Annotated in this window: 17 protein-coding genes; 13 read left to right on the top strand and 4 right to left on the bottom strand. The window is 62.0% G+C overall.

The window, feature by feature from the left end; translation table 11 throughout:
- Positions 1-254 precede the first annotated feature (254 nt).
- Both ileS and E8M77_RS20090 read left to right on the top strand, forming a co-directional pair.
- Entirely contained in the window at positions 255-3,212 is a 2,958-nt protein-coding gene (ileS, locus tag E8M77_RS20095) for an isoleucine--tRNA ligase (RefSeq protein ID WP_137132403.1), read from the top strand.
- A gap of 131 nt (positions 3,213-3,343) precedes the next feature.
- Complete coding sequence (locus E8M77_RS20090; RefSeq protein WP_137132402.1) at positions 3,344-3,967, top strand: hypothetical protein; 624 nt, start codon at positions 3,344-3,346, stop codon at positions 3,965-3,967.
- 185 nt (positions 3,968-4,152) lie between these two features.
- Here the strand turns inward: E8M77_RS20090 and E8M77_RS20080 are convergent, their stop codons facing one another.
- Positions 4,153-4,614 carry a nucleoside deaminase gene (locus E8M77_RS20080; protein ID WP_137132401.1) on the bottom strand — a complete coding sequence of 154 codons (462 nt, stop codon included), beginning with the start codon at positions 4,612-4,614 and terminating at the stop codon, positions 4,153-4,155.
- A gap of 158 nt (positions 4,615-4,772) precedes the next feature.
- Here E8M77_RS20080 and E8M77_RS20075 point away from each other — a divergent pair, with 158 nt between their 5' ends.
- The 3 genes from E8M77_RS20075 to E8M77_RS20065 are packed head-to-tail and all read left to right on the top strand — an operon-like array spanning position 4,773 to position 8,383.
- The gene (locus E8M77_RS20075) at positions 4,773-6,929 is read left to right on the top strand and encodes a pseudouridine synthase (RefSeq protein ID WP_137132400.1); all 2,157 of its coding nucleotides are present in this window, start codon (positions 4,773-4,775) and stop codon (positions 6,927-6,929) included.
- Positions 6,930-6,934: 5 nt separating this feature from the next.
- Positions 6,935-7,495, top strand: a complete 561-nt coding sequence (gene rsmD / locus E8M77_RS20070) for a 16S rRNA (guanine(966)-N(2))-methyltransferase RsmD (RefSeq protein ID WP_246659334.1) — start codon at positions 6,935-6,937, stop codon at positions 7,493-7,495.
- Between the two features lie 45 nt (positions 7,496-7,540).
- A complete protein-coding gene (locus E8M77_RS20065) occupies positions 7,541-8,383 on the top strand; it encodes a patatin-like phospholipase family protein (protein ID WP_246659348.1) in 843 nt (280 codons plus the stop codon).
- Positions 8,384-8,407: 24 nt separating this feature from the next.
- On the opposite strand, the gene E8M77_RS20060 is transcribed toward E8M77_RS20065, so the two are convergent.
- Complete coding sequence (locus E8M77_RS20060; RefSeq protein ID WP_137132397.1) at positions 8,408-10,195, bottom strand: monovalent cation:proton antiporter-2 (CPA2) family protein; 1,788 nt, start codon at positions 10,193-10,195, stop codon at positions 8,408-8,410.
- 103 nt (positions 10,196-10,298) lie between these two features.
- On the opposite strand from E8M77_RS20060, the gene E8M77_RS20055 reads away from it, so the two are divergent.
- The 6 genes from E8M77_RS20055 to lpxK all read left to right on the top strand — a co-directional run bounded on the left by E8M77_RS20055 (position 10,299) and on the right by lpxK (position 16,029).
- Positions 10,299-11,645 carry a TldD/PmbA family protein gene (locus E8M77_RS20055; protein ID WP_137132396.1) on the top strand — a complete coding sequence of 449 codons (1,347 nt, stop codon included), beginning with the start codon at positions 10,299-10,301 and terminating at the stop codon, positions 11,643-11,645.
- Between the two features lie 2 nt (positions 11,646-11,647).
- Positions 11,648-12,448, top strand: coding sequence for a 3'(2'),5'-bisphosphate nucleotidase CysQ (locus tag E8M77_RS20050; RefSeq protein WP_137132395.1), 801 nt, complete (start codon positions 11,648-11,650; stop codon positions 12,446-12,448).
- Between the two features lie 61 nt (positions 12,449-12,509).
- Entirely contained in the window at positions 12,510-12,743 is a 234-nt protein-coding gene (locus E8M77_RS20045) for a DUF4170 domain-containing protein (protein WP_137132394.1), read from the top strand.
- A gap of 148 nt (positions 12,744-12,891) precedes the next feature.
- A complete protein-coding gene (gene waaA / locus E8M77_RS20040; RefSeq protein ID WP_137132393.1) occupies positions 12,892-14,208 on the top strand; it encodes a lipid IV(A) 3-deoxy-D-manno-octulosonic acid transferase in 1,317 nt (438 codons plus the stop codon).
- Entirely contained in the window at positions 14,208-14,927 is a 720-nt protein-coding gene (locus E8M77_RS20035) for an HAD family hydrolase (RefSeq protein WP_137132392.1), read from the top strand. Before waaA ends, E8M77_RS20035 begins: the two co-directional genes overlap by 1 nt.
- 61 nt (positions 14,928-14,988) lie before the next feature.
- Positions 14,989-16,029 carry a tetraacyldisaccharide 4'-kinase gene (gene lpxK, locus E8M77_RS20030; protein ID WP_137132391.1) on the top strand — a complete coding sequence of 347 codons (1,041 nt, stop codon included), beginning with the start codon at positions 14,989-14,991 and terminating at the stop codon, positions 16,027-16,029.
- Between the two features lie 12 nt (positions 16,030-16,041).
- Here the strand turns inward: lpxK and E8M77_RS20025 are convergent, their stop codons facing one another.
- Complete coding sequence (locus E8M77_RS20025) at positions 16,042-16,275, bottom strand: DUF2093 domain-containing protein (protein WP_137132390.1); 234 nt, start codon at positions 16,273-16,275, stop codon at positions 16,042-16,044.
- 366 nt (positions 16,276-16,641) lie between these two features.
- On the bottom strand, positions 16,642-18,534 hold the full coding sequence (gene mutL / locus E8M77_RS20020; RefSeq protein WP_137132583.1) for a DNA mismatch repair endonuclease MutL: 1,893 nt from the start codon (positions 18,532-18,534) through the stop codon (positions 16,642-16,644).
- A 296-nt stretch (positions 18,535-18,830) separates the two neighbouring features.
- On the opposite strand from mutL, the gene E8M77_RS20015 reads away from it, so the two are divergent.
- Positions 18,831-20,504 (top strand): response regulator, encoded by a 1,674-nt coding sequence (locus tag E8M77_RS20015; protein ID WP_137132389.1) that lies wholly within the window; start codon positions 18,831-18,833, stop codon positions 20,502-20,504.
- A gap of 81 nt (positions 20,505-20,585) precedes the next feature.
- Positions 20,586-21,947 carry an EAL domain-containing protein gene (locus tag E8M77_RS20010; protein ID WP_137132388.1) on the top strand — a complete coding sequence of 454 codons (1,362 nt, stop codon included), beginning with the start codon at positions 20,586-20,588 and terminating at the stop codon, positions 21,945-21,947.
- Positions 21,948-21,984 lie beyond the last annotated feature (37 nt).

Raw genomic sequence — 21,984 nt, 5'->3', positions numbered from 1 at the left:
TCCACGTCATGGCTTTCATCTGCGCGCAAGCCTCTTCCTTTTGCGCCAAAAACCCCCTAAAGAACGCGGCACCATGAGATATCTTTCGGCGGCCCGGATCATTCGAATTATCGGCCCGGCCCTCCCGGCAGCTTGAAAAGCCGCGGGAAGGTCCGGGTTTTTGGCGCTGGGGCAAACACCCCGGCCGCGCTTGCCGCTCTTCATTCCCACACTGTGCGCGACCTCATCCGGTTGCCTTTTCCGATGGTTGATCCATGACCGATACACCTGAAAAGCTTGATTATTCCAAGACCCTCTATCTGCCCGAAACCGAATTCCCGATGCGCGCCGGCCTTCCCCAGAAGGAGCCGGAAATGGCGGCCAAGTGGAAGTCGATGGACCTCTACAAAAAGCTGCGCGCCTCTGCCGCCGGCCGCGAAAAATTCGTGCTGCATGATGGCCCTCCCTATGCCAACGGCAATATCCATATCGGCCATGCGCTGAACAAGGTGCTGAAGGACGTCATCACCCGCTCGTTCCAGATGCGCGGGTTTGATGCCAATTACGTGCCCGGCTGGGATTGCCACGGCCTGCCGATCGAATGGAAGATCGAGGAAAAATACCGCGAAAAGGGCAAGGACAAGAACGAGGTCCCGGTCAACGAATTCCGCCAGGAATGCCGTGAGTTTGCCCAAGGCTGGATCAACATCCAGTCCGACGAGTTCCGCCGTCTCGGCATCGAGGGCGATTTCGACAATCCCTACACGACCATGGCCTTCCATTCGGAAGCCCGCATCGCCGGCGAATTGTTGAAGATCGCCATGTCCGGCCAGCTCTATCGCGGCTCCAAGCCGATCATGTGGTCGGTCGTCGAGCGCACGGCTTTGGCTGAGGCGGAAGTGGAATATGCCGAGGTCGAAAGCGACACGATCTGGGTGAAGTTTCCGGTTCATTCCGGAATGGAAGTCGAATCTTACACAAGTTACGATGATTCCACAAAAACCTATCCTCACGCCGGGATGTTGATGGGAGCTTCTATTGTTATTTGGACAACCACGCCTTGGACGATCCCCGGTAACCGTGCCATCTCTTATTCGTCTAAGCTGGAGTACGCTGTCTACGAGGTTGTGGAGGTCGTAAACGACTTCGGTCCACGAGAAGGTGAGAAGCTTGTTTTTGCCAAGCGTTTGGCAGAGGAATGCGCTTCAAAGGCCAAAATTAAACTTCGACATCTTTGGGACGTAGATGGCAAAGATTTCGCTGCGGTCACCTGCGCCCACCCGCTCGCAGACCTCGGCTACACTTTCGACGTCCCCCTGCTCGATGGCGACCACGTCACCGATGACGCCGGTACCGGTTTCGTCCACACGGCGCCAAGCCATGGTCGCGAAGACTTTGAAGCTTGGATGGCCAATGTCCGCCAGCTTGAAGCGCGTGGCATCGATACGAAAATCCCGTTCCCGGTCGATGATGCCGGCTTCTACACGGAAGACGCCCCCGGTTTCGGCCCTTCGGCTGAAGGTGGTGCTGCCCGCGTCATCGATGACAACGGCAAGAAGGGTGATGCCAACAAGCGCGTCATGGACGCCCTGATCGCGGCCAAGAACCTGTTTGCCCGTGGTCGCATCAAGCACGAGTACCCGCATTCCTGGCGCTCCAAGAAGCCGATCATCTTCCGCAATACGCCGCAGTGGTTTGTCTATATGGACAAGACGCTCTCCGACGGCACGACGCTGCGCAGTCGCGCATTGTCCGCCATCGATCAGACGCGTTTCGTGCCGGCTGGCGGCCAGAACCGGTTGCGCGCCATGATCGAGCAGCGCCCGGATTGGGTTCTGTCCCGTCAGCGCGCCTGGGGCGTGCCGATCTGCGTCTTCGCCGACGTGGATGGCAATGTCCTGCAGGATGAGGCGGTGAATACCCGCATTCTGGCCGCCTTCGAAGTTGAAGGGGCCGATGCCTGGTTCGCCGAGGGCGCCAAGCAGCGCTTCCTCGGCTCCGAGCATGACGGCGAAAAGTGGCAGATGGTCACCGATATTCTCGATGTCTGGTTCGATTCAGGCTCCACCCACACGTTTACGCTGGAAGACCGCCCCGATCTGAAATGGCCGGCGGATGTCTATCTGGAAGGTTCCGACCAGCACCGCGGCTGGTTCCATTCCTCGCTTCTGGAAAGCTGCGCCACGCGCGGCCGCGCGCCCTATAATGCGGTCGTTACCCATGGTTTCACGATGGCGGAAGACGGCCGTAAAATGTCGAAATCGCTTGGCAATACCGTCACCCCGCAAGAGGTGATGAGCCAGTCGGGCGCCGATATCCTGCGTCTCTGGGTGATGAATACCGATTATTGGGAGGATCAGCGTCTCGGTAAGACGATCATCCAGACCAATATCGATAGCTATCGCAAGATCCGCAACACTGTTCGTTGGATGCTCGGCACGCTCGCCCATGACCATGGCGACGAAATCGCCTATGACGATCTGCCGGAACTCGAAAAGCTGATGCTGCATCGCCTGGCGGAGCTCGATCAGCTGGTCCGCAAGGGCTATGACGAGTTCGACTTCAAGCGCATCGTCCGCGCTCTGTCGGATTTCGCCAATGTGGAACTGTCGGCCTTCTATTTCGACATCCGCAAGGACACGCTCTATTGCGAGGCCCCGTCGAGCCTGAAGCGCCGTTCAGCCCTCTTCGTCATCCGCAAGCTGTTTAATTGCCTTGTCCTGTGGTTTGCGCCGATGATGCCGTTCACCACGGAAGAGGCCTGGCTGAGCCGTGACCCGTCCGCCACATCCGTGCATCTGGAACAGTTCCCGGAAATCCCGGCCAACTGGTCGAATGAAGCCGTGGCCGATAAGTGGAAGCATGTGCGCACCGTGCGCCGTGCCGTCACCGGCGCGCTCGAAATCGAGCGCAAGGAAAAGCGCATCGGTTCCTCGCTGGAAGCAGCACCGGTCGTGCATGTGGCCGATCCGGATCTGCTGGCGGCGCTTGCCGGTCTCGATTTTGCCGAAATCTGCATCACCTCGGATATTTCCGTTGTGGCAGGCGAGGGGCCGTCGGACGCTTTCCGGCTGGAGGATGGCACGAAGGTTTCCGTCGAGCCGAAGCTGGCAGAGGGCACGAAATGCGCCCGCTCGTGGAAGGTCACCACGGATGTCGGGTCCGATCCGGACTATCCGGATGTCTCGGCCCGTGATGCGGCTGCCCTGCGCGAACTGGCTGCCTTAAACTAAAGCTATCTTGCCGGATGATTGCGCTTTTGCGCGTCATCCGGTAAGTCTGCCTGAAATTGGCCGGAATTTTCGGTCAACGGGAGATGATGGATCTCGCAGGCGTCGGGATGGGCGCGGCTGGAAGGGTTTGAATGAAAACGACGCAGGGAATTTTCGCGCGCGCAGGCATTCTGTCCGCTGCCGTGGCTGTCATTGGGTTGACGGGCTGCGTTGGAAGCCCGACCTATGGTACCAGCAAAACGGCCGGCGAACAGCTGATCGACGATCTTGGTCAGGCCGCTTCGATCTCGTCGGATGCTGACAAGCCCACCGCCAAATATAATCCGCGTCCGGGCCTGGTGGTGGCCACCAAGCAGAGTGATCTGCCGGCACCGCAGGCCTCGCTTGCCAACCGCGAGAACAATCCCAACTGGGTGGAATCGCCGGAAGAAACCCGCGCACGTCTGCGCGATGAGGCCGATGCCAACAAGGACAATCCGAATTACCGCTCGCCGCTTCTGGCCGGCAATGGCACGGCTGGCACCCTGACCGAGCCACAGAAATGGGAAGCCTTCCGTCAGGCCCGCCAGAATGCCGAAAATCCCGGCATTACCGGCCAGCGCCGTACCCTGACCGATCCGCCGGCCGAATATCGCATCGCTGACACCGCGACATTGACGGATCTCGGTGAGCCGGAAGAGAAGAAGGCCCGCGAGCGCAAGAAGGCCGCCGCCGATGCCAGCAATACATCGGCCTGGTGGAAGCCCTTCCAGTAAGGGGTTTCAAGCCGTTCTGTCGGTAGAGGCGAGCTTTACACCTCGCTGTACCTTTAGGCTGACTGCTTCACAATCTGGAATACCCCCCTCTGCCCTGCCGGACATCTCCCCCCTTGAGGGGGAGATGTCCGGCAGGGCAGAGGGGGGTGACCAAAAGAACGGCGAAGAGATCCCGCCACGCAACGCTATCGCTCTTCCCCCCGCTTGCCCTGGAAAAATTCAAGCAGCAGGTCACGCGCCTCGCGCTCGCCAATGCCGGAATAGACATCCGGCGCATGGTGGCAGGTCGGCTGGCTGAAGAAGCGCACGCCGCTTTCCACCGCGCCGCCCTTCGGGTCGTTGGCGCCGTAGTAAAGCCGGCGGATGCGGGCAAAGGAAATTGCTGCCGCACACATGGTGCAGGGCTCCAGCGTCACATAGAGATCGGCGCCCGCCAGTCGCTCCTGTCCCAGCGCCTCGCAGGCCATGCGGATGGCGGCCATTTCGGCATGTGCCGTCACGTCATGGCCGGCCCGCGTGCTGTTGCCGGCCCGTCCGATGATTTCGCCATCCAGCACGACAACGGCGCCAATCGGCACTTCATCGCGCGCTCCGGCCTGTTTCGCCTCGGCAAAAGCGGCGTCCATGAAACGATTTGTCCCGCTCATGCGGCGATTTCCTCTTAACCAGGGGAACACGAACTGGTAGGAACGGTCCAACCGGCATCGCTGCGGACCAGATCCGCGCTGCGATAGGCCAAATATACAGTCAACACGAGACATGTCCTGGACGATTCCCGTCCGACACCGCTTCAGGCAAACAACATATGAGCTTCAAAGACAAGCCGAAGCGCGAGGGAGGCAAGCCCTTCGATCGCGAACGGAAAAAGACAACCGCACCTGTGGGTGCCGATGGCAAGCCCAAAGTCTTCCGCAAGGCCGCAACCGAGACCGTTTCGTCCAGCGTTCCGGGTGCCGGAAAGCCGGAGCGCATCTCCAAGATCCTCGCACGCGTGGGCGTGGCGTCGCGCCGCGATATCGAGCGGATGATCATGGAAGGCCGCGTCAGCCTGAATGGCAAGCAGCTGGAAACTCCGGTGGTCAATGTCACGCTGGCAGACCGCATCGAAGTGGATGGCCTGCCGATCCGTGGCATCGAGCGCACGCGCCTGTGGCTGTACCACAAGCCCGCCGGCCTGGTGACCACCAATTCCGATCCGGAAGGCCGCGCAACGGTTTTCGAAAACCTGCCGGAAGAACTGCCGCGCGTCATGTCGATCGGCCGTCTCGACATCAACACCGAAGGTCTGCTGCTGCTGACCAATGATGGTGGCCTGTCGCGTGTGCTGGAATTGCCGACCACGGGCTGGCTGCGCCGTTACCGCGTGCGCGCCTATGGCGATATCAGCCAGGAAAAGCTCGATACGCTGAAGGAAGGCATTGCCGTTGATGGCGTGCTCTATGGCGCAATCGACGCGACGCTTGACCGCACCCAGGGCCACAATGTGTGGATTAGCATGGGTCTGCGCGAAGGCAAGAACCGCGAAATCAAGAATGTTCTGGGTGCGCTCGGGCTGGATGTGAACCGCCTGATCCGCATTTCCTATGGTCCGTTCCAGCTGGGTGACCTGCCGGAAGGCCATGTGGTGGAAGTGCGCGGTCGCATGCTACGCGATCAGCTCGGTCCGCGCCTGATCGAGGAATCCAAGGCGAATTTCGATGCGCCGATCTACAACAATGGCGGCGCCTCGGATGACGAGGACAAGCCCGCGCCGAAGGCTGGCGGACGCGAAGAGCGAGCCGAAGGCGGCTGGGGTGCCGAGCGCCGGCAGACTGCGCCGGAGCGTGGCGAAGGCCGTCGTCTGGATCGTCGCGACGGAGAGCGTCCGGCGGCAAAATCCGGCGAGAAGCCACGGTTTGGCGACAAGCCGAAATTTGGTGACAAGAAGTTTGGCGATAAGCCGAAATTCGGAGACAAGGGCAAGTTTGCGCCCCGAGGTGGTGCCGGCGGGTTCGATGAGGACAAGCCGAAGAAGCGTCCGCCAATGGGCACGTCGCGCACGGCCAATGTCTGGATGGCGCCCGGCGCCCGCCCGACCGCCGATGGCAAGGCCAATCCTTCCGCCCGCGCCGAGGCCGAGCGTCTGTTTGCCAAGGGCACGGATGATGCAAGCCTGCGCGTGCAGGTAAACCGTGTGCAGGGCGATAGCGACTGGATCCGCGCCGACGAGCCCGCCGAGCGCAGCCCGCGCAATGGCGAAGGTTTCGGCAAGGGTGCTCGTGGCGACCGCCCGGATCGTGGTGATCGCGGTGATCGTCCGGCGCGCAGCGACCGTCCCGAACGGGCAGCCGGTGGCCGTCCGGACCGGGGAGACCGCCCGCCGCGTGGCGATCGTCCGGCCCGCAGCGAAGGTGGCGACCGCAATTTCTCCGATCGTCCGCGTGGCGATCGCAAGCCGCGTGAAGATGGCGATCGTGGCCGTTCCAAGCCCTATGGCGCCGGTTCTGGCCCTGGCCGTTCGCCGCGTGAAAATGCAGAGCGCGTGTTCAGCCGTCCCGCAGGCGCGCGCGCTGAAGGCAGTCGCTCTGAAGGCGGACGCCCCGAGCGCGCCCGTCCAGAGGGTGGTCGTCCCGAAGGCGGTCGCGGCTTTGGCGCAAAACCCGGTGGTGCACGGCCCTATTCCGGTCGCCCTGCCGGCGAGCGTTCAGGCGAACGCTCCGAAGGCGGACGTCCCGAGCGGGCTCGGCCAGAGGGTGGTCGCCCCGAAGGTGCGCGCAGCGGCTTTGGTGCAAAGCCGTCCGGTGGCAAGCCCTTCGGCAAGCCTCCTGGCGGAAAACCGTTTGGCGGCAAGCCATCGGGCGAGAAATCGTTCGGGGGCAAGCCTTCCGGTGGTAAATCCTTTGGCGGCAAGCCGGGTGGCGGTCGTGGTCCCGGTTCCGGCCCCAAGGGCGGCGGCAACCGCTCCAGAACGCCGAGAGGGTAATCGCCTTGCGGATCGTTGGTGGTGAGTTTCGAGGCCGCAATCTGGCCTCGCCGAAGTCCAACGCGATCCGGCCGACAATCGACCGGACGCGCGAAAGCCTGTTCAACATTATCGGTCACGTCTATCCGGACGCGATCGAGGGCACGCGGATCATCGATCTGTTTGCCGGCACCGGCGCGGTGGGGCTTGAAGCCCTGTCGCGCGGCTGCCGCTCGGCGCTGTTTGTCGAAAATGGCGTCGAGGGTCGCGGCCTGTTGTGGGAAAACATCGAAAGCCTTGGCCTGCATGGCCGTGCCCGCATTCTGCGGCGCGATGCCACCAAGCTCGGGCCGGTCGGCACGATGGAGCCCTGCCATTTCCTGTTTGCCGATCCGCCCTATGGTCAGGGTCTGGGCGAGGCGGGCATTCTGGCGGCCCATCAGGGCGGCTGGCTGGTGCCGGGCGCATTGGTTGTGCTGGAAGAACAGGCCGATGCTACGCTGACCGTCGATCCGGTGTTCAAGCCGCTGGAACAGCGGGTTTTCGGCGATACGCGGGTTGATTTCTTCCGCTATCAGCCAGCCTGAGATCGCATGATGAGCACGCATCTTTCGCTGCCCGATGACGATCATATGCCGCAGGGCACGACGCCCCGCGTCGCGGTGGCGTTTGGCGGCGGCGGCGCGCGCGGCATTGCCCATATCGGCGTCATCGAGGCGCTGGATGAACTTGGTATAAAGCCGGTTGCCATTGCCGGCTCTTCCATCGGCGCCATTTTCGGCGCCGGCATGGCTGCCGGCATGCGCGGCGCAGATATCCGCGCCTATACGCTGGAAACCATCGGCAATCGCAATGTGGTGCTCAACCGTCTCTGGTCGCTGGGGCCTGCCAGCATGCGCGATGTGGTCGGCGGGTTCCGGCTCGGCCATTTCAATCTTGAGCGCATCCTGGATTCGTTTCTGCCGCCGGCCATCCCGCAGGATTTTTCCGCCCTTCAAATCCCGCTGAAGATCGCCGTCACCGATTATTACGGCCAGTCGGAAGCGATCCTGAGCGAAGGTGACCTGCGCAGCGCGATTGCGGCCTCTGCCGCCATTCCCGGCCTCTTCATGCCCGTGCGCATCCATGGTCGCATCATGGTCGATGGCGGCATCTTCAACCCGGTGCCGTATGAACACCTGATGGAGGCCTGCGATATCGTCATCGGCGTCGATGTGGTGGGTGCGCCGGAAGGCGATGGTACGCATCCACCCAACCGTATCGACAGCCTGTTTGGCGCAAGCCAGCTGATGATGCAGTCGGCTTTGTCGCTGAAGATGAAACTGCATCCGCCGCATATCTTCCTGCGCCCGCAGGTCAACCGCTTCCGGGTGCTGGATTTCCTCAAAGCCCGCGAGATTCTTGATGAATCAGAGGGTGTCAAGGACGAGTTGAAGCGGGCGATCCACGCCCTGTTTGCCGCCACCGGTAACTGATCCACCGTCTCTCACGTCTGGCTCTTATGCCGGATCGTGCTCTTCGGCGGCATGTGCGCGCTTCGGCTTGGTGAGCGGTTCCGGGCGCACCGGGCTGGTGTGCAGCATATGGAGGCCGGCACTGATCCCGTCTGCCGCCTGCATCTGCAGCCGTTCCTCGTCGCGCCGGCGAATATCATCGCCGATTTCTGCCGCTTCCGCTTCCGATTTGCCCAGCGCTTCCAGCGTCTTGCGACCGAACAGAAGGCCGGATTCCAGCGTTTCGCGCAGTTCGTAGTCCACCTCGCGCGCCCTTAGCGAAATCGTGTGGATACGGTCATAAGAGCGCACATAGAGACGTACATCGGGAAATTCGGCACGGATCAGGTCCACCACCTTGTCGGTGATTTCCTGTTTCTGGGTGCAGACGGCGACGATCTTGGCCCGCTCTATGCCGGCAGCCACCAGCACTTCGCGTCGCGTTCCATCGCCGAAATAGATGCGAAAGCCGAAGGTTGCCGCCTGGCCGACGCGATTGGCCGAATCGTCGATCACGGTGACATCGCGACCACCGGCCAGCAGGATCTGTGCGGCGATCTGGCCAAAGCGCGAAAAGCCCACCATCAGCACGTCAGCGCCGGCGCCCTCGAAGTCTTCGGGGATCTCTTCGCGTGTCTCGCGTACGAGAAAACGACGGGCCAGGGCTGCACCCAGCGGCGTCAACGCCATGGATAGCGTCACGCTGGCAATCAGCAGGGAAGAGACAGCCGGGGTCAGCAGGCCAGCAGCCACGGCGGTGGTGAAGAGCACGAAGCCGAATTCACCGCCCTGCGGCAACAGCACGGCAATGCTGGCGGAATCCTCGTGGTTCGATCCCCAGAGCCTGCAGATCACGTAGAGAATGGCTGCCTTCACCAGCATGAAGATCGGCACGCCGAGCAGGATCAGCAACAGGTTGGAAAACACCGCATTCAGATCGAGCGACAGGCCGACGGCGATAAAGAACATGGCGAGCAGCAGCCCGCGAAACGGCTCGATATCCGCCTCCAGTTCGTGGCGGTAGGAGGATTCCGCCAGCATGATGCCAGCAAGGAAGGCGCCCATGGCCATGGAGAGACCGACCATCTGCATGATGACAGCGGAGCCAAGCACCACCAGAAGGGCTGCCGCCAGCATCACTTCGCGGGCACCGGCCTTTGCAATCACCTGGAACAGCGGCGTCAAGAGATAGCGCCCGGCCAGAACCATCAGCGCAACGGCAAGGGTCGCGCGGGCAAAATCGGCCAGAAGCGACTGGCTTTCGCCCCCTGGCCCGGCACCCAGAATGGTGACGAGCGCCAGAAGCGGCACGATGGCCAGATCCTGGAAAAGCAGGATGGAAAATGATCGCCTTCCATACAGCGTGTTGGATTCGCCATTGTCGGACAGGATCTGCAGGGCAAAGGCGGTGGAGGAAAGCGCCAGGCCAAAGCCTGCGATCACGCTGCCCTGCCAGCTGGCAATGCCTGATAAGAAAGTAAGGCCCGTCAGCGCCAGGCCGCTCAACATGACCTGCGCCGTGCCCAGTACGAAGATGTCGCCGCGCATCTGCCACAGGCGCGAGGGTTTCAGCTCCAGGCCGATGATGAAGAGCAGGAAGACGATGCCGAGTTCCGACACGTGCAGCACTTCCTCCGGATCACTGATCAGTTGCAGGATCGGGCCGATCACCACGCCGGCGGCGAGATAGCCGAGAACGGTACCCAGTCCGAGCTTCTTGAACAGCGGGGCTGCCAGAACGGCGCCGGCCAGAAGCAGCAGGGTTTCATTAAACAGCGGGTCGGGTGTCGCCATGGGGCCTCGCGAAACGGATGGGCATGGCCACAAGAATCGTGCCATCGCCCTTGATGCTTTGTTTAGTCCACAATACATGGATCGAGAATGAAAGGCGTATCCAATGTCCTCTGAAATCGATTCCGGTGCTCTCCTGTCTCGCGCAGGCGAGCTTATCGATCTTGCACAAAAGGCTGGTGCCGATCAGGCCGATGCCGTGGTGGTACGGTCAAGGTCGCGTTCGGTCAGCGTGCGGCTGGGCAAGGTGGAAAACACCGAGGCCTCCGAGAGCGATGATTTCGCGTTGCGTGTCTTTGTCGGAAACCGTGTGGCAAGCGTATCGGCCAATCCCGGTTTCGACCTGAAGGCGCTCGCTGAGCGGGCGGTCGCCATGGCGAAAGTCTCGCCGGAAGATCCCTATGCCTGCCTGGCCGGCGAAGCGGATCTGGCGCGCTCCTATCCGGATCTCGAACTGTTTGATCCGACCGACATATCGAGCGAGGCGCTGGCAGATGCAGCGCTTACCATGGAACAGGCGGCGCTGGCCGTTTCGGGCGTGACGAATTCCTCGGGCGCTGGTGCGTCCGCCGGTGCCGGCGGTATGGTTCTGGTCACCTCGCATGGCTTTTCCGGCAGCTATATGGGCAGCCGCTTTGGCCGGTCCGTCAGCGTCATTGCCGGCGAAGGCACGAAGATGGAGCGGGACTATGATTACGACAGCCGGCTTTATGCTGCAGATCTCGATGCGCCGGAACTCATCGGCCTTCGCGCCGGCGAGCGCGTCGTCAAGCGCATCAACCCGCGTCAGGTCGCAACCGGCAGCAATGTGACGGTAGTGTTTGATCCGCGCATCGCGCGCGGCTTTGTCGGCCATATTGCCGGTGCCATCAACGGGGCCTCGGTTGCCCGCAAGACCAGTTTCCTGCGCGACAAGATGGGCCAGCAGGTGCTGAAGGCCGGGCTGCACATTACCGATGATCCACTTATTGTCCGCGGCTCTTCCTCGCGCCCCTTCGATGGCGAAGGCGTGATGGGCGAACGCATGGTGATGATCGAGGATGGCGTGCTGAACCACTGGTTCCTCTCCACCTCCACGGGCCGCGAACTTGGCCTGCCGACGAATGGCCGTGGCGTGCGCGGCGGCAATCTCGTCTCGCCGGCCTCGACGAACCTGGCGCTTGAGCCGGGCGACGTGTCGCCGCAGGATCTGATCAGGGCGATCGGCACCGGTTTCTATGTCACCGAACTGATCGGCCAGGGCGTCAACATGATTACCGGCGAATATAGCCGGGGCGCGACCGGTTTCTGGATCGAGAATGGCGAGCTTGCCTTTCCGGTCTCGGAAGTCACCATCGCCTCCAACCTCAAGGACATGTTCATGCGGGTAACGCCGGCCAATGATATCGATCGCAAATATGGTGTGGCCGCACCGACGATCGCGATCGAGGGCATGACACTGGCAGGGCTGTGAGTTTGGACGCGACCGCAGACGGCATCTGGAGCGATGATCTGGCGCTGATCCGCACTGTCGCGCGTGAGGCGGGCGATATTGCACTCGGCTTTTTCGGAAAGTCGCCGGAAGTCTGGTGGAAGCAGGAGGGCCGCTCGCCGGTCAGCGCGGCGGATTTCGCCTCCAATGATCGGCTGCATTCGCGCCTGCTGGCGGCGCGTCCCGGCTATGGCTGGCTGTCGGAAGAGACCGATGACGATGCTTCTCGGCTGGAGTACGACACGGTGTTTGTCGTCGATCCGATCGATGGCACGCGCGCCTTCATCAATGGCGAAAAGACCTGGTGCGTCAGCGTCGCGGTCGTCCACAAGGGCAGGCCGGTGGCCGGCGTTCTCTATGCGCCGGCGCTGGAAGAGGAGTTTTGCGCTGCCGCCAGCGGCGAGGCCTTCAAGAACGGCCGGCCGATCCATGTGTCGGCGGCGCGTGACGGCGATGTTCGCACCATTGCCCTTTCGGAAGACATGCTCTCTCGGTTCGGGGAAGGCTTCCGGCGCACGCTGCACCGCATCCGCCATGTGCCTTCGCTCGCCTATCGGCTGGCCATGGCCGCCGATGGCCGCATCGATGGCACGGTGGTGACGCGCAACAGCCATGACTGGGATCTGGCGGCTGCCGATCTCATTCTGGAGCGGGCAGGCGGGCGGCTTGTGGGTCTCGACAGCCAGCGCCTTGTCTATAACAGACGTGACGTGAAGCACGGCATTCTGTGCGGCGGGGCCGAACATGTGTTGGAAAGCCTGGTCGCCGGCCTGGCGCCGGGTTGACCTTTCGGTTGGAATGCCGCAGGAAAATTCACTCCCGCTGAATGTTCCAACGAGGCTGACCATGACCGACAACGCCGGCAAAAAGCAACTTCTTCACCTGGTCTTCGGCGGCGAGCTGGAAAGTTTGGACGGCGTCGATTTTAAGGACCTCAGCGCCCTCGACATCGTCGGCATCTTCCCGGATTATGCCAGCGCGCTGGTTGCCTGGAAATCCAAGGCTCAGCAGACGGTGGACAATGCCCAGATGCGGTATTTCATCGTTCACATGCATCGCCTGCTCGATCCGCACGCGTAAGTGATTGTCTCGTGGCCGCTGTCCTGTCGGGCCATGCGGCTGGCGACTGGCACCGGCGCGTTTTTGACGCATTTGCAAGGCATAGCCTCCGGGCTCAATGAAGTGATGGGCGGATGATGAAGATGGTGAGTGAACGGGAGCAGGCGAAGTGAACATGGGCCTGGCGCGCATGGCACTATTGGGATACCGGGTTGCCGGTATCTGCCTTTACCCGTTGGCATCGCCTTACCTCGATTATCGCACCTTCAAGGGCAAGGAAGACCGCCAGCGCCGCTCTGAACGCTTAGGGTTTCCCAGCGCTGCGCGTCCGCGTGGCCCGCTTGTCTGGGTGCATGCGGCAAGTGTCGGCGAAACCAATGCGGTGATCCCGCTGATCCGCGAACTGCTGCGCCGCGATATCCATGTTCTGCTGACCACCGGCACCGTCACATCCGCAGCCCTGGTGAAAAGCCGGCTTGGCGATGAGGTGATCCACCAATATGTGCCGCTGGACCTGAAATTCCCCATCAAGCGCTTCATTGCCTATTGGCGCCCGGATGCGGCGATTACGGCCGAATCGGAAATCTGGCCGACCACGCTGTCGGAATTGTCGCGCCGCAATATCCCGCAGATCCGCGTCAATGCGCGCCTGTCGGATCGCTCCTACGCCCGTTGGCAGGGTTATGGCACGATTGCCGAGCTTCTGTTCGGCAAGCTGTCGCTTGTCGTTGCGCGCTCGGATGTCGATGCGGAGCGGTTCCGCGATCTGGGCGCCTGGCCTGTGCTCACCTCCGGCAATCTGAAGGGCGATACCGATCCACCTCCCTATGACGAGAAGGTGCTGGAAGGTTATATGGCGCAAGTGGGCGAGCGCCGCACCTGGGCTGCCATCTGCACCTTCGAGGGCGAAGAGGAAGCGGCGGCCTTCGTGCACCGGGCGCTCAAACCCCGTCACCAGCAGTTGACCATTATCGTTCCGCGCCATCCCGAACGGGGCGATGCGGTGGAAGCCATGCTGAAGGAAAAGGGCCTCACCGTTGCACGCCGCTCACGCAATGATGCCATCACGCCGGAAACCGATATCTTCCTCGGTGATACGATTGGCGAAATGGGGCTTTATCTGCGCATGACCGAGGTATCCTTTGTCGGCCGGTCGCTCAGCGAAAAGGGCGGACAGAACCCGCTGGAATCGGCCATGCTCGGTTGCGCCGTCCTGACGGGCCCCAATGTCGAGAATTTCCGCGAGACCTATCAGCAGATCATCCGCAAGGGTGGCGCGCGCATGATCCGTGATACGGAAATGCTGGCTAAGGCCGTGCATTATCTGATGACGAACGATATAGCCCGCCGCAAGATGATTGATAGCGGCCATGAGGCGGTGCAGGATATGCGCGGCGCGCTGTCGACGACGGTCAAGGCGCTCGAGCCCTATATCAACCCGCTGACCGTGTCTGCACGGTTGCGTCCTGCGAGTGCGAACGGCTGATGCAGTCTGTCCCCCTGTCCTCCATTGCCGGCCTGTTGTTCGATAAGGACGGAACGCTGCTTTGCTATGACGAGAGCTGGGGACCGGTGAACCGGGAAGCCGCCCGCATTGCCGCCGCCGGCGGCGGCGCCGAATTCGAGGAACGGCTGCTGGTTGCCTGCGGCATGGACCCGGTTTCCGGCAAGACCCGCGCCGACAGCCTGTTTGCCGCCGGAACTGCGGCCCAGATCGCTGCCGGTTTTGTTGCCGCCGGCTCGCCGCTTGCGGTTGGTTCCTTGACCATCGAACTTGATGATCTCTTCGTGCGCGCATCGGATTTCTCCGTCGCCGTCACCGATCTTGGCGCCTATTTCGGTCGCCTGAAGGCGCGCGGTTTTCGTCTGGGCGTCGCCTCCAGCGATAATGAACGCTCGATCCGCGAAACGGCGCGCCGCTTCGGCTTTCTGGAGCACCTGGATTTCATCGCCGGCTATGACAGCGGCCATGGCTGCAAGCCGGAGCCGGGCATGGTTCTGGGCTTTTGCGCAGCCGTCGGCCTTCAGCCGTCGCAGGTGGCGATGGTTGGCGACAACAATCACGATCTGCATATGGGCAAGGCTGCCGGCGCAGGGCTTAAGGTCGCGGTGCTGACCGGCACCGGATCGCGTGCAACGCTTGCCGCCGCAGCCGACCATGTGCTGGATGATATCACGGGCCTGGAAACGCTGCTGCCGGCCTGATCCCGGTCGGCTTTCTGGCCGCGTATGTGACGAGAACGGTCGGCGTCGAAAAGGAAGACAGATGGTATCGGAAGCGCCTCCGTTCTGGTGGAGCAAGCCGGATTGGCGGGCCTGGAGCCTCTGGCCGATCTCCTATCTCTATGGCCGCGTGGCCGGGCGACGCATGGCCAAGGCCCGTCCGCCGGGCGTTGCCGTTCCGGTCTTCTGCGTCGGCAATTTTACCGTCGGCGGTGCCGGCAAGACGCCGACCGCCATCGCCATTGCGCGCGCGGCGCGGGCCAAGGGCCTCACCCCCGGTTTCTTGAGCCGTGGCTATGGCGGATCGCTCGATGTGACGACACTGGTCGATCCGCAGCATCACCGGGCCGAAGCGGTGGGGGACGAGCCGCTGCTTCTGGCGCGCGAGGCTATGACGGTGATTTCGCGCCGCCGCTTTGAAGGCGCCGAGCGGCTGGTGGCCGAGGGCTGTACCTTCATCATCATGGATGATGGGTTCCAGAGTGCCCGGCTGAAGCTTGATTATGCGCTGGTGGTGGTTGATTCCGTGCGCGCCATCGGCAATGGCCATCTGGTGCCGGGCGGGCCGTTGCGCGCGCCGCTTGGCGAACAGATGCGCCAGATGTCGGCATTGTTGAAGGTTGGGTGCAGCGATGCCGCCGACCAGTTGGTGCGCCGCGCCTCCCGCGCCGGCAAACCGGTGCAGGTGGCAAGCCTTGTGCCGCGCCCGCATCCGCAGGTCACGGGTGCGCGCGTTCTGGCCTTTGCCGGTATTGCCGATCCGCAGAAATTCTACCGCACGGCAGCCTCGCTCGGCGCCGAGCTTGTCGCGACCCGTGCCTTTCCCGATCACCATTATTTCACCGAGGACGAGATAGCCGATCTGTTGCGGGATGCAGAGAAGGAGGGCCTGCTTCTGGTGACGACCGCTAAGGATGCCATGCGGCTTGCCGGCCATCGTGGCGCAGCCGAACAGCTGTTGCAACGGGCGCAGGTGATCGAGGTCGATATGGTCTTTGATGATCCGCAGGCGCCGCACAAGATGATCGATGAGGCGATAACCCGCGCAAAGGCCCGGCTTTTGCGCAAGGCTCAAAAAGCCTGAAATCGGATTGTCTCAGGCCCGTTTCTGGTTGGGCAATATGCCGGCGCGCTTGTCGGCCTCGAGCGAGGCGCTGGCATCGATATAGGCTTCCTGGCGGGCCACGCTCCAATAGCGCAGCTCATCGACGGGAATGGTCGTGCCGGTCATGGCGCAGGTGACATAGGAGCCCGGTGCAAGGATCTGGTAGTCGCCATCGAGATAACGGATCTTCGCCTCGCGGCTTCCACCTCCCTCAAAACGGTTCATCTTGCGTCTCCTGCCGAATATCATCGTTTCGCTCTAGCTCTCGATGAAGGCCATGGCCAGTCCCTTGCCGGGGCAAACATCAGAAAAATGCGATTAGAGCGGGTTTCGGCCTGATTGAATCGTTCTGCGGCAAGGAATTTTTGTGAGGATCAAGGCCTTCGTCGAAGGCCATACCCGCGGTGTACGGTCGAGACGAAGGCCGCCGATCATCGCGAAAATTCATGCCGCCCGAAGGGTTGGCCCAAACCGGCGCTCTCCATCGTCGAAGGGCTTACCATGTATGCTATGGCTACACCGTGCGCCCTTCTCCTTGGATAGCATCCGGTTTGGGCCAACAGAACTGATCCAATCAGGTCGAAACCGGCTCTAACTGCGCCCGAACAGCCGTTCGATGTCGCTCAGCTTCAGTTCGATATAGGTCGGGCGGCCATGGTTGCATTGTCCTGAACCGGGCGTCGCCTCCATTTCGCGCAACAGCGCATTCATCTCTTCCGGGCGCAATCTGCGGCCAGAGCGCACCGAACCATGGCAGGCCATGGTGGCGGCGATATGCTCCAGCCGGCTTTTCAAGCCGTCGGCGGTGTTCCATTCGCCCACTTCGTCGGCAAGATCGCGCACCAGCCGTGCTGCATCCACTTCGCCCAGAAGCGAGGGCGTTTCGCGCACGGCAACGGCGCCCGGACCAAAACGCTCGATCACCAGGCCGAGCTTTTCCAGTTGCGGCGCATGGGCGATCAGCCGGTCGCAGTCTTCTTCCGGCAGATCGACGATATCGGGGATCAGCAGCACCTGCGAGGGAAGGCGATCCTTTTCCAGCGCCTTGCGCATGGCCTCGAAGACCAGCCGTTCATGGGCGGCATGCTGGTCGACAATGACAAGGCCGTTTTCCGTCTGCGCCACGATATAGTTTTCGTGCAGTTGCGCGCGCGCCGCCCCCAGCCGGTATTGCGTGGGGGCAAGGTCTGCGGCCTGTGCCGCGTCCGTGTTCAGCTCGCCAGAAGATGCGCCAGCATAACCCATGTCGGTGCGGGCGCTTGGGCTGAGAATGCTGTCGAAGGCGGCCTGGCTGCGCTCTGCCATGCCGCTTCCATTGCCCATTGCCTCCATCGGCCGGAAGGGCGAGGAGGCCGCACTCCAGGCGGCATTGGCCGGCGGGCGATAGGCTGGGTTATAATAGCCAGACGGCTGGGCTGCCTGTGAGGCTGGTGATGTGCCAAAGCCATCGGTGCGAAATGCCCGCATCAGGCCGCTGGCGCCTGTGGTGGCCGCCCGGTCGCCTTCGCGCGCCAGCGCCTGGCGCACGGCACCGACGATGAGACCGCGCACGAGACCCGGATCGCGAAACCGCACATCCGATTTGGCCGGATGCACGTTGACATCCACCAGCGCCGGATCAAGCGTGATTGACAGCACCGCCACGGGATAGCGACCCGCAGGAATGGTTTCGGCATAGGCGCCGCGAATGGCCGAGAGGATGAGCTTGTCCTGCACGGGCCGACCATTGACGAAGGCATATTGATGGGCGGAATTACCCCGGTTGAAGGTTGGCACGCCGATATAACCGGAAAGGCCGACATCTTCGCGCAGCGTATCGATCTCGATGGCATTGTCCTTGAACTCGGCGCCCAGAATCTGCGCCATGCGGGTGAGCGGATCATCCGGCGCGGCGGGAAATTCCAGCGTCGAGCGGTCGGTGCCGGACAGCACGAAGCGCACCTGCGGAAAGGCCATCGCCATACGCTTCACCACTTCAGTGATGGCGCCGGCCTCGGCCCGCTCGGTCTTCAGGAACTTCAGGCGTGCCGGGGTGGCAAAGAAGATGTCGCGCACTTCCACCACCGTGCCCCGGTTGGCAGCCGCCGGCTTGACCGCAGATACGCGCCCGCCCTGTACCGAGACCTCGACGCCCGTATCGGCATGCGCCTGGCGGCTGGTGATCGACAGTTTGGCGACCGAGCCGATCGAAGGCAGCGCCTCGCCGCGAAAGCCGAGTGTGCGGATATCATCAAGCGTTGCCGAGATTTTCGAGGTGCAGTGCCTTCGCACCGCAAGCTCCAGGTCGGCGGCATCCATGCCGGCGCCATTGTCGGTGATGCGCATCAGGCTCTTGCCGCCGCCGGCGGTGGCAATCTCGATGCGGGTTGCCCCGGCATCGATGGCATTCTCGATCAGTTCCTTGGCGGCGCTGGCCGGTCTCTCGATGACCTCGCCGGCGGCGATCTGGTTGATGAGCGTTTCTGAAAGCTGTCTGACGGGCATGGTGCCATTGTCGCGCATTCAGCGCTCAAGCGAAAGCCCGGCGCAGAGCTTGTCCCCCGACTTGGCATCATTAATCCGACCTTAACGCAAAGCAGATACTTGTTCCAATTTGGAAGATACAGCAGCTTCACGCCAGCTTGTGCAGTGTAAGCTATCTGTAACTTCAAAAAAGAGAACGGGCGTCCATACGGCGGAAGAAACCGTCTGGCAAAAAAGGATTGAGGAATGCGACCGGCACCGCGTATCAGCCGGCTCCTCCTGTCGGAGGCAAAGGGCCGCCATCGGATAGGTTTCCGATGAGCGAAGGCACGCCTTTGGATATCCAGCTTCAATGTCTGGACATTGTCTCCGAGGCGATTTCCGGTGCCTTCCTTGTGTATGATCGCAATGACGCGATCGTCTTTGCCAGCCCCCAGATCCGCAATTTCCTGCCCGCTTTGCCAGTCGTGCCCGCCCGTGGCACAAGGCTGCGGGATCTGTTCGGCATATTGTATGATCACGGCGGTTACTGGCCGGCGCAGGGCGAGCGCAGCCGCCGCACGACCGTCAGCCGCGAAGACTGGATTGCCGGCGAAATTGCCGCGCTGTGGAAGGAACGGGGCGAAACCATCGAGCAGCGTGCTACCGACCGCTGGATGTCGCTGACCAAACGCCGTCTGCCCTCCGGTTTCGGTGTGTGCATCATTCGCGATGTCTCCGAACACCGCAAGCGCGAAGAACAGTGGCGCGCAGATCTCGAGCGCGTGCAGGTGACTGAGGAGATCCTCGATAACCTGCCTTTCCCGGTCATGGTCAAGGACCGCAATCTCTCCTATGTGGCGGTCAATCTGGCAGCCTCCTCGCTCTACAGCATGGCGCCGGAGGAAATCCTCGGGCGCAGTGCGCGCGACCTGCATATGCCCGAGCTTGCAGAGCGCATCGAGAGAACCAATCGCCAGGTGCAGGAAACCGGCGTGCCTTTCCATGTGGCGGAAAGCGTCATTCGACCGAACGGCACGAAGACCGCGATCATTACCCGCAAGTTCCGCGTCGGAAAGCCGGGTCGCTATTTCGTCGTCACCACCATGGAGGATCTCTCCGATGTGATTGGCAACGGCTTTCAGCCGGAGCGGGTGCTTGCCGGTATCGAGGGGCTGGATTTCGTACATTCCGACATGCGTGGTGCAGCCGCCAAGGATGCAGCGTCCGTGGCGCAGGACGATGCCTTGGCTCTTGCCGGGCGCAAGGTTCTGCTGGTTACGGAAGATGATCTGGCTGAAAGCGAGGGCGTGGCGCTTCTGGTGCGCTCCGGGCTTGATGCGACGGCGGCCCGCAATAGCGAAGAGATGCGGGCGATCGTCGAGATTGCCAGGCAACGCAATGTCAGCATTGATCTGATCGTCATCGATGGCGCCATGGATATCGGCTGCCTGGAACTTGCCCAGGCAACCGGAATCGACGTCTTGGTCTTTGAGGTCTTCCAGATGGAACGCGACCTTGTGCGCGATGTCGCCCGCCAGTTGACGCGCCCTGCACCGAAGAACGATACGCATGCCGATGCCAATGATTGGCAGATTTCATCGGACACGACGATCGACGTGCTGGTCGCGGAAGACAACAAGGTGAACCAGATTGTCTTTGCGCAGATCCTCGAAGGCTTTGGCTATCGCTATGCGATTGCCTCGGACGGGGAGGAGGCGGTGCGGATGTGGCGTGAACTCAATCCGCGGATCGTCCTGATGGATATCACGCTTCCGGGCCTCAATGGTTTCGAGGCAGCCTCGAAGATCCGTGAAACGGAGGAGATTCCCGGCCGCACTCCGATCATCGGCGTGCTGTCGCCGGCGGTGGAAGGCGATCGCGACGCCTGCTGGGCGGCGGGCATGAATGATGTGGTGATGAAGCCGCTCAGCCCAGACATTCTGGAGGAGAAATTCCGCCGGTATCTCACCGATGTGCCCGGCCAGCGCAATCAACGGGATAGCGGCTGAACCCGGCCGCATGGGCGCTATTCATTTCTTAATCATTGAGCCTCATTCTGCGCCATACCCAAAGATGCGTGGGGCATTTTTATGAATTCTGCGGGTCGTCCATTGCCACAGGTCACACAGAACGAACTGCAGGCCATGGCCTATCGAGATCCGTTGACCGGTCTTGGCAATCGCCACCGGCTGCGGGAAAAGGTGCAGGCGGTCGCGCTGGAGCGCGCCGATGATCCTGCGCCCTTTACCATTGGCATCGCCAATCTCGATGGCTTCAAACCCCTCAATGACCTGTTCGGCTCGGAAGCGGGCGACGAGATCCTCTGCCAGGTGGCACATCGGCTGAAGGCCTGCATCCCCGACGGCGCAACCGTGACCCGCCACGAAGGCGACGAATTTGCCTTCCTGCTGCCGTTGGTGTTTGAAAAGACGAGCGCCGAACGCCTGGGCCAGATGATCAAGGAAGTGTTGTCGGCCCCCTATGATCTCGGCGACCGTAATGTCCGGCTGTCGGCCTCTTTCGGCTTTGCCGTCTATCCCTTTGCCGGTGAAGAGTTCGAGGAATTGCTGAAAAGCGCCGAGACCGCACTGTACCGCTCCAAGCGGCGAGGACGCGGCCAGATCACCGTCTATTCCCGCGAGATTGCCCAGGAAATGAAGCGCGCCACGCAACTGGAGCAGGCGCTGCGCAATGCCATCATTGCCGATGCGGTGGATGTGCATTTCCAGCCGATCGTGCGCATCCGCGATGGTTCCGTCGTCGGCTTCGAGGCGCTGGCCCGTTGGATCGATGCTGATCTCGGATTTGTCTCGCCGGCCGTCTTCGTGCCGCTCGCCGAAGAGCGCGGCTTTATCGATGCCCTGTCGGAAACCCTGCTGCGCAAGGCGGCTGAGGCGGCGCTCTCCTGGCCACGCGAACTGTTCCTGTCGTTCAACCTGTCTTCCGCGCAGCTGATGGACATTGGTACGGCGCCCAGCATCCTGTCGACGCTGAACCGTGTCGGGCTTGACCCCTGCCGGCTGGAGCTGGAGATTACTGAAACGGCGGTGATGACCTCGGCCGATACGGCCGAACGCATCATCTGGGATTTGCGCCAGGCCGGTATCCGCATTTCGCTCGATGATTTCGGCACCGGACAATCCAGTCTCGGGAGGCTGCGTGACTTTACCTTCGACAAGGTGAAGATCGACCGGGCCTTTGTCTCGCGCATCACCACGGACCGGGCTTCGGAACATATCGTCAAGGCCATCATCGCCATGTGCGACGGGCTGGACCTGCAGGTCGTCGCGGAAGGCATCGAGGAAAAGGCCGATGCCGACAAGCTGCAGGCACTCGGCTGCGCCATGGGGCAGGGCTATTATTACGGTCGTCCGGTGGATGCCGCCGCAACACTGCGCTACCTTGCGCAGAACCACCGCGATTTCGCCATGCCGCAGCACCAGACCGCCTGATCCTTTGGTCGCCGCCTTTCATCTTGGTGCCGCACAC

This window comes from Rhizobium sp. FY34 (assembly GCF_005222845.1).
Taxonomy (GTDB): Bacteria; Pseudomonadota; Alphaproteobacteria; order Rhizobiales; family Rhizobiaceae; genus Neorhizobium.
The sequence above is the reverse complement of the archived record's forward strand: the minus strand, read 5'-3'. Positions and strand labels throughout refer to the sequence as shown.

What these genes read in the sequence shown, in the direction of transcription:
- ileS (WP_137132403.1), top strand. Translation starts at nt 255, where the DNA reads ATGACCGATACACCTGAAAAGCTTGATTATTCCAAGACCCTCTATCTG.
- E8M77_RS20090 (WP_137132402.1), top strand. Translation starts at nt 3,344, where the DNA reads ATGAAAACGACGCAGGGAATTTTCGCGCGCGCAGGCATTCTGTCCGCT.
- E8M77_RS20080 (WP_137132401.1), bottom strand. Translation starts at nt 4,614, where the DNA reads ATGAGCGGGACAAATCGTTTCATGGACGCCGCTTTTGCCGAGGCGAAA.
- E8M77_RS20075 (WP_137132400.1), top strand. Translation starts at nt 4,773, where the DNA reads ATGAGCTTCAAAGACAAGCCGAAGCGCGAGGGAGGCAAGCCCTTCGAT.
- E8M77_RS20065 (WP_246659348.1), top strand. Translation starts at nt 7,541, where the DNA reads ATGCCGCAGGGCACGACGCCCCGCGTCGCGGTGGCGTTTGGCGGCGGC.
- E8M77_RS20060 (WP_137132397.1), bottom strand. Translation starts at nt 10,195, where the DNA reads ATGGCGACACCCGACCCGCTGTTTAATGAAACCCTGCTGCTTCTGGCC.
- E8M77_RS20055 (WP_137132396.1), top strand. Translation starts at nt 10,299, where the DNA reads ATGTCCTCTGAAATCGATTCCGGTGCTCTCCTGTCTCGCGCAGGCGAG.
- E8M77_RS20045 (WP_137132394.1), top strand. Translation starts at nt 12,510, where the DNA reads ATGACCGACAACGCCGGCAAAAAGCAACTTCTTCACCTGGTCTTCGGC.
- E8M77_RS20035 (WP_137132392.1), top strand. Translation starts at nt 14,208, where the DNA reads ATGCAGTCTGTCCCCCTGTCCTCCATTGCCGGCCTGTTGTTCGATAAG.
- lpxK (WP_137132391.1), top strand. Translation starts at nt 14,989, where the DNA reads ATGGTATCGGAAGCGCCTCCGTTCTGGTGGAGCAAGCCGGATTGGCGG.
- E8M77_RS20025 (WP_137132390.1), bottom strand. Translation starts at nt 16,275, where the DNA reads ATGAACCGTTTTGAGGGAGGTGGAAGCCGCGAGGCGAAGATCCGTTAT.
- mutL (WP_137132583.1), bottom strand. Translation starts at nt 18,534, where the DNA reads ATGCCCGTCAGACAGCTTTCAGAAACGCTCATCAACCAGATCGCCGCC.
- E8M77_RS20015 (WP_137132389.1), top strand. Translation starts at nt 18,831, where the DNA reads ATGAGCGAAGGCACGCCTTTGGATATCCAGCTTCAATGTCTGGACATT.
- E8M77_RS20010 (WP_137132388.1), top strand. Translation starts at nt 20,586, where the DNA reads ATGAATTCTGCGGGTCGTCCATTGCCACAGGTCACACAGAACGAACTG.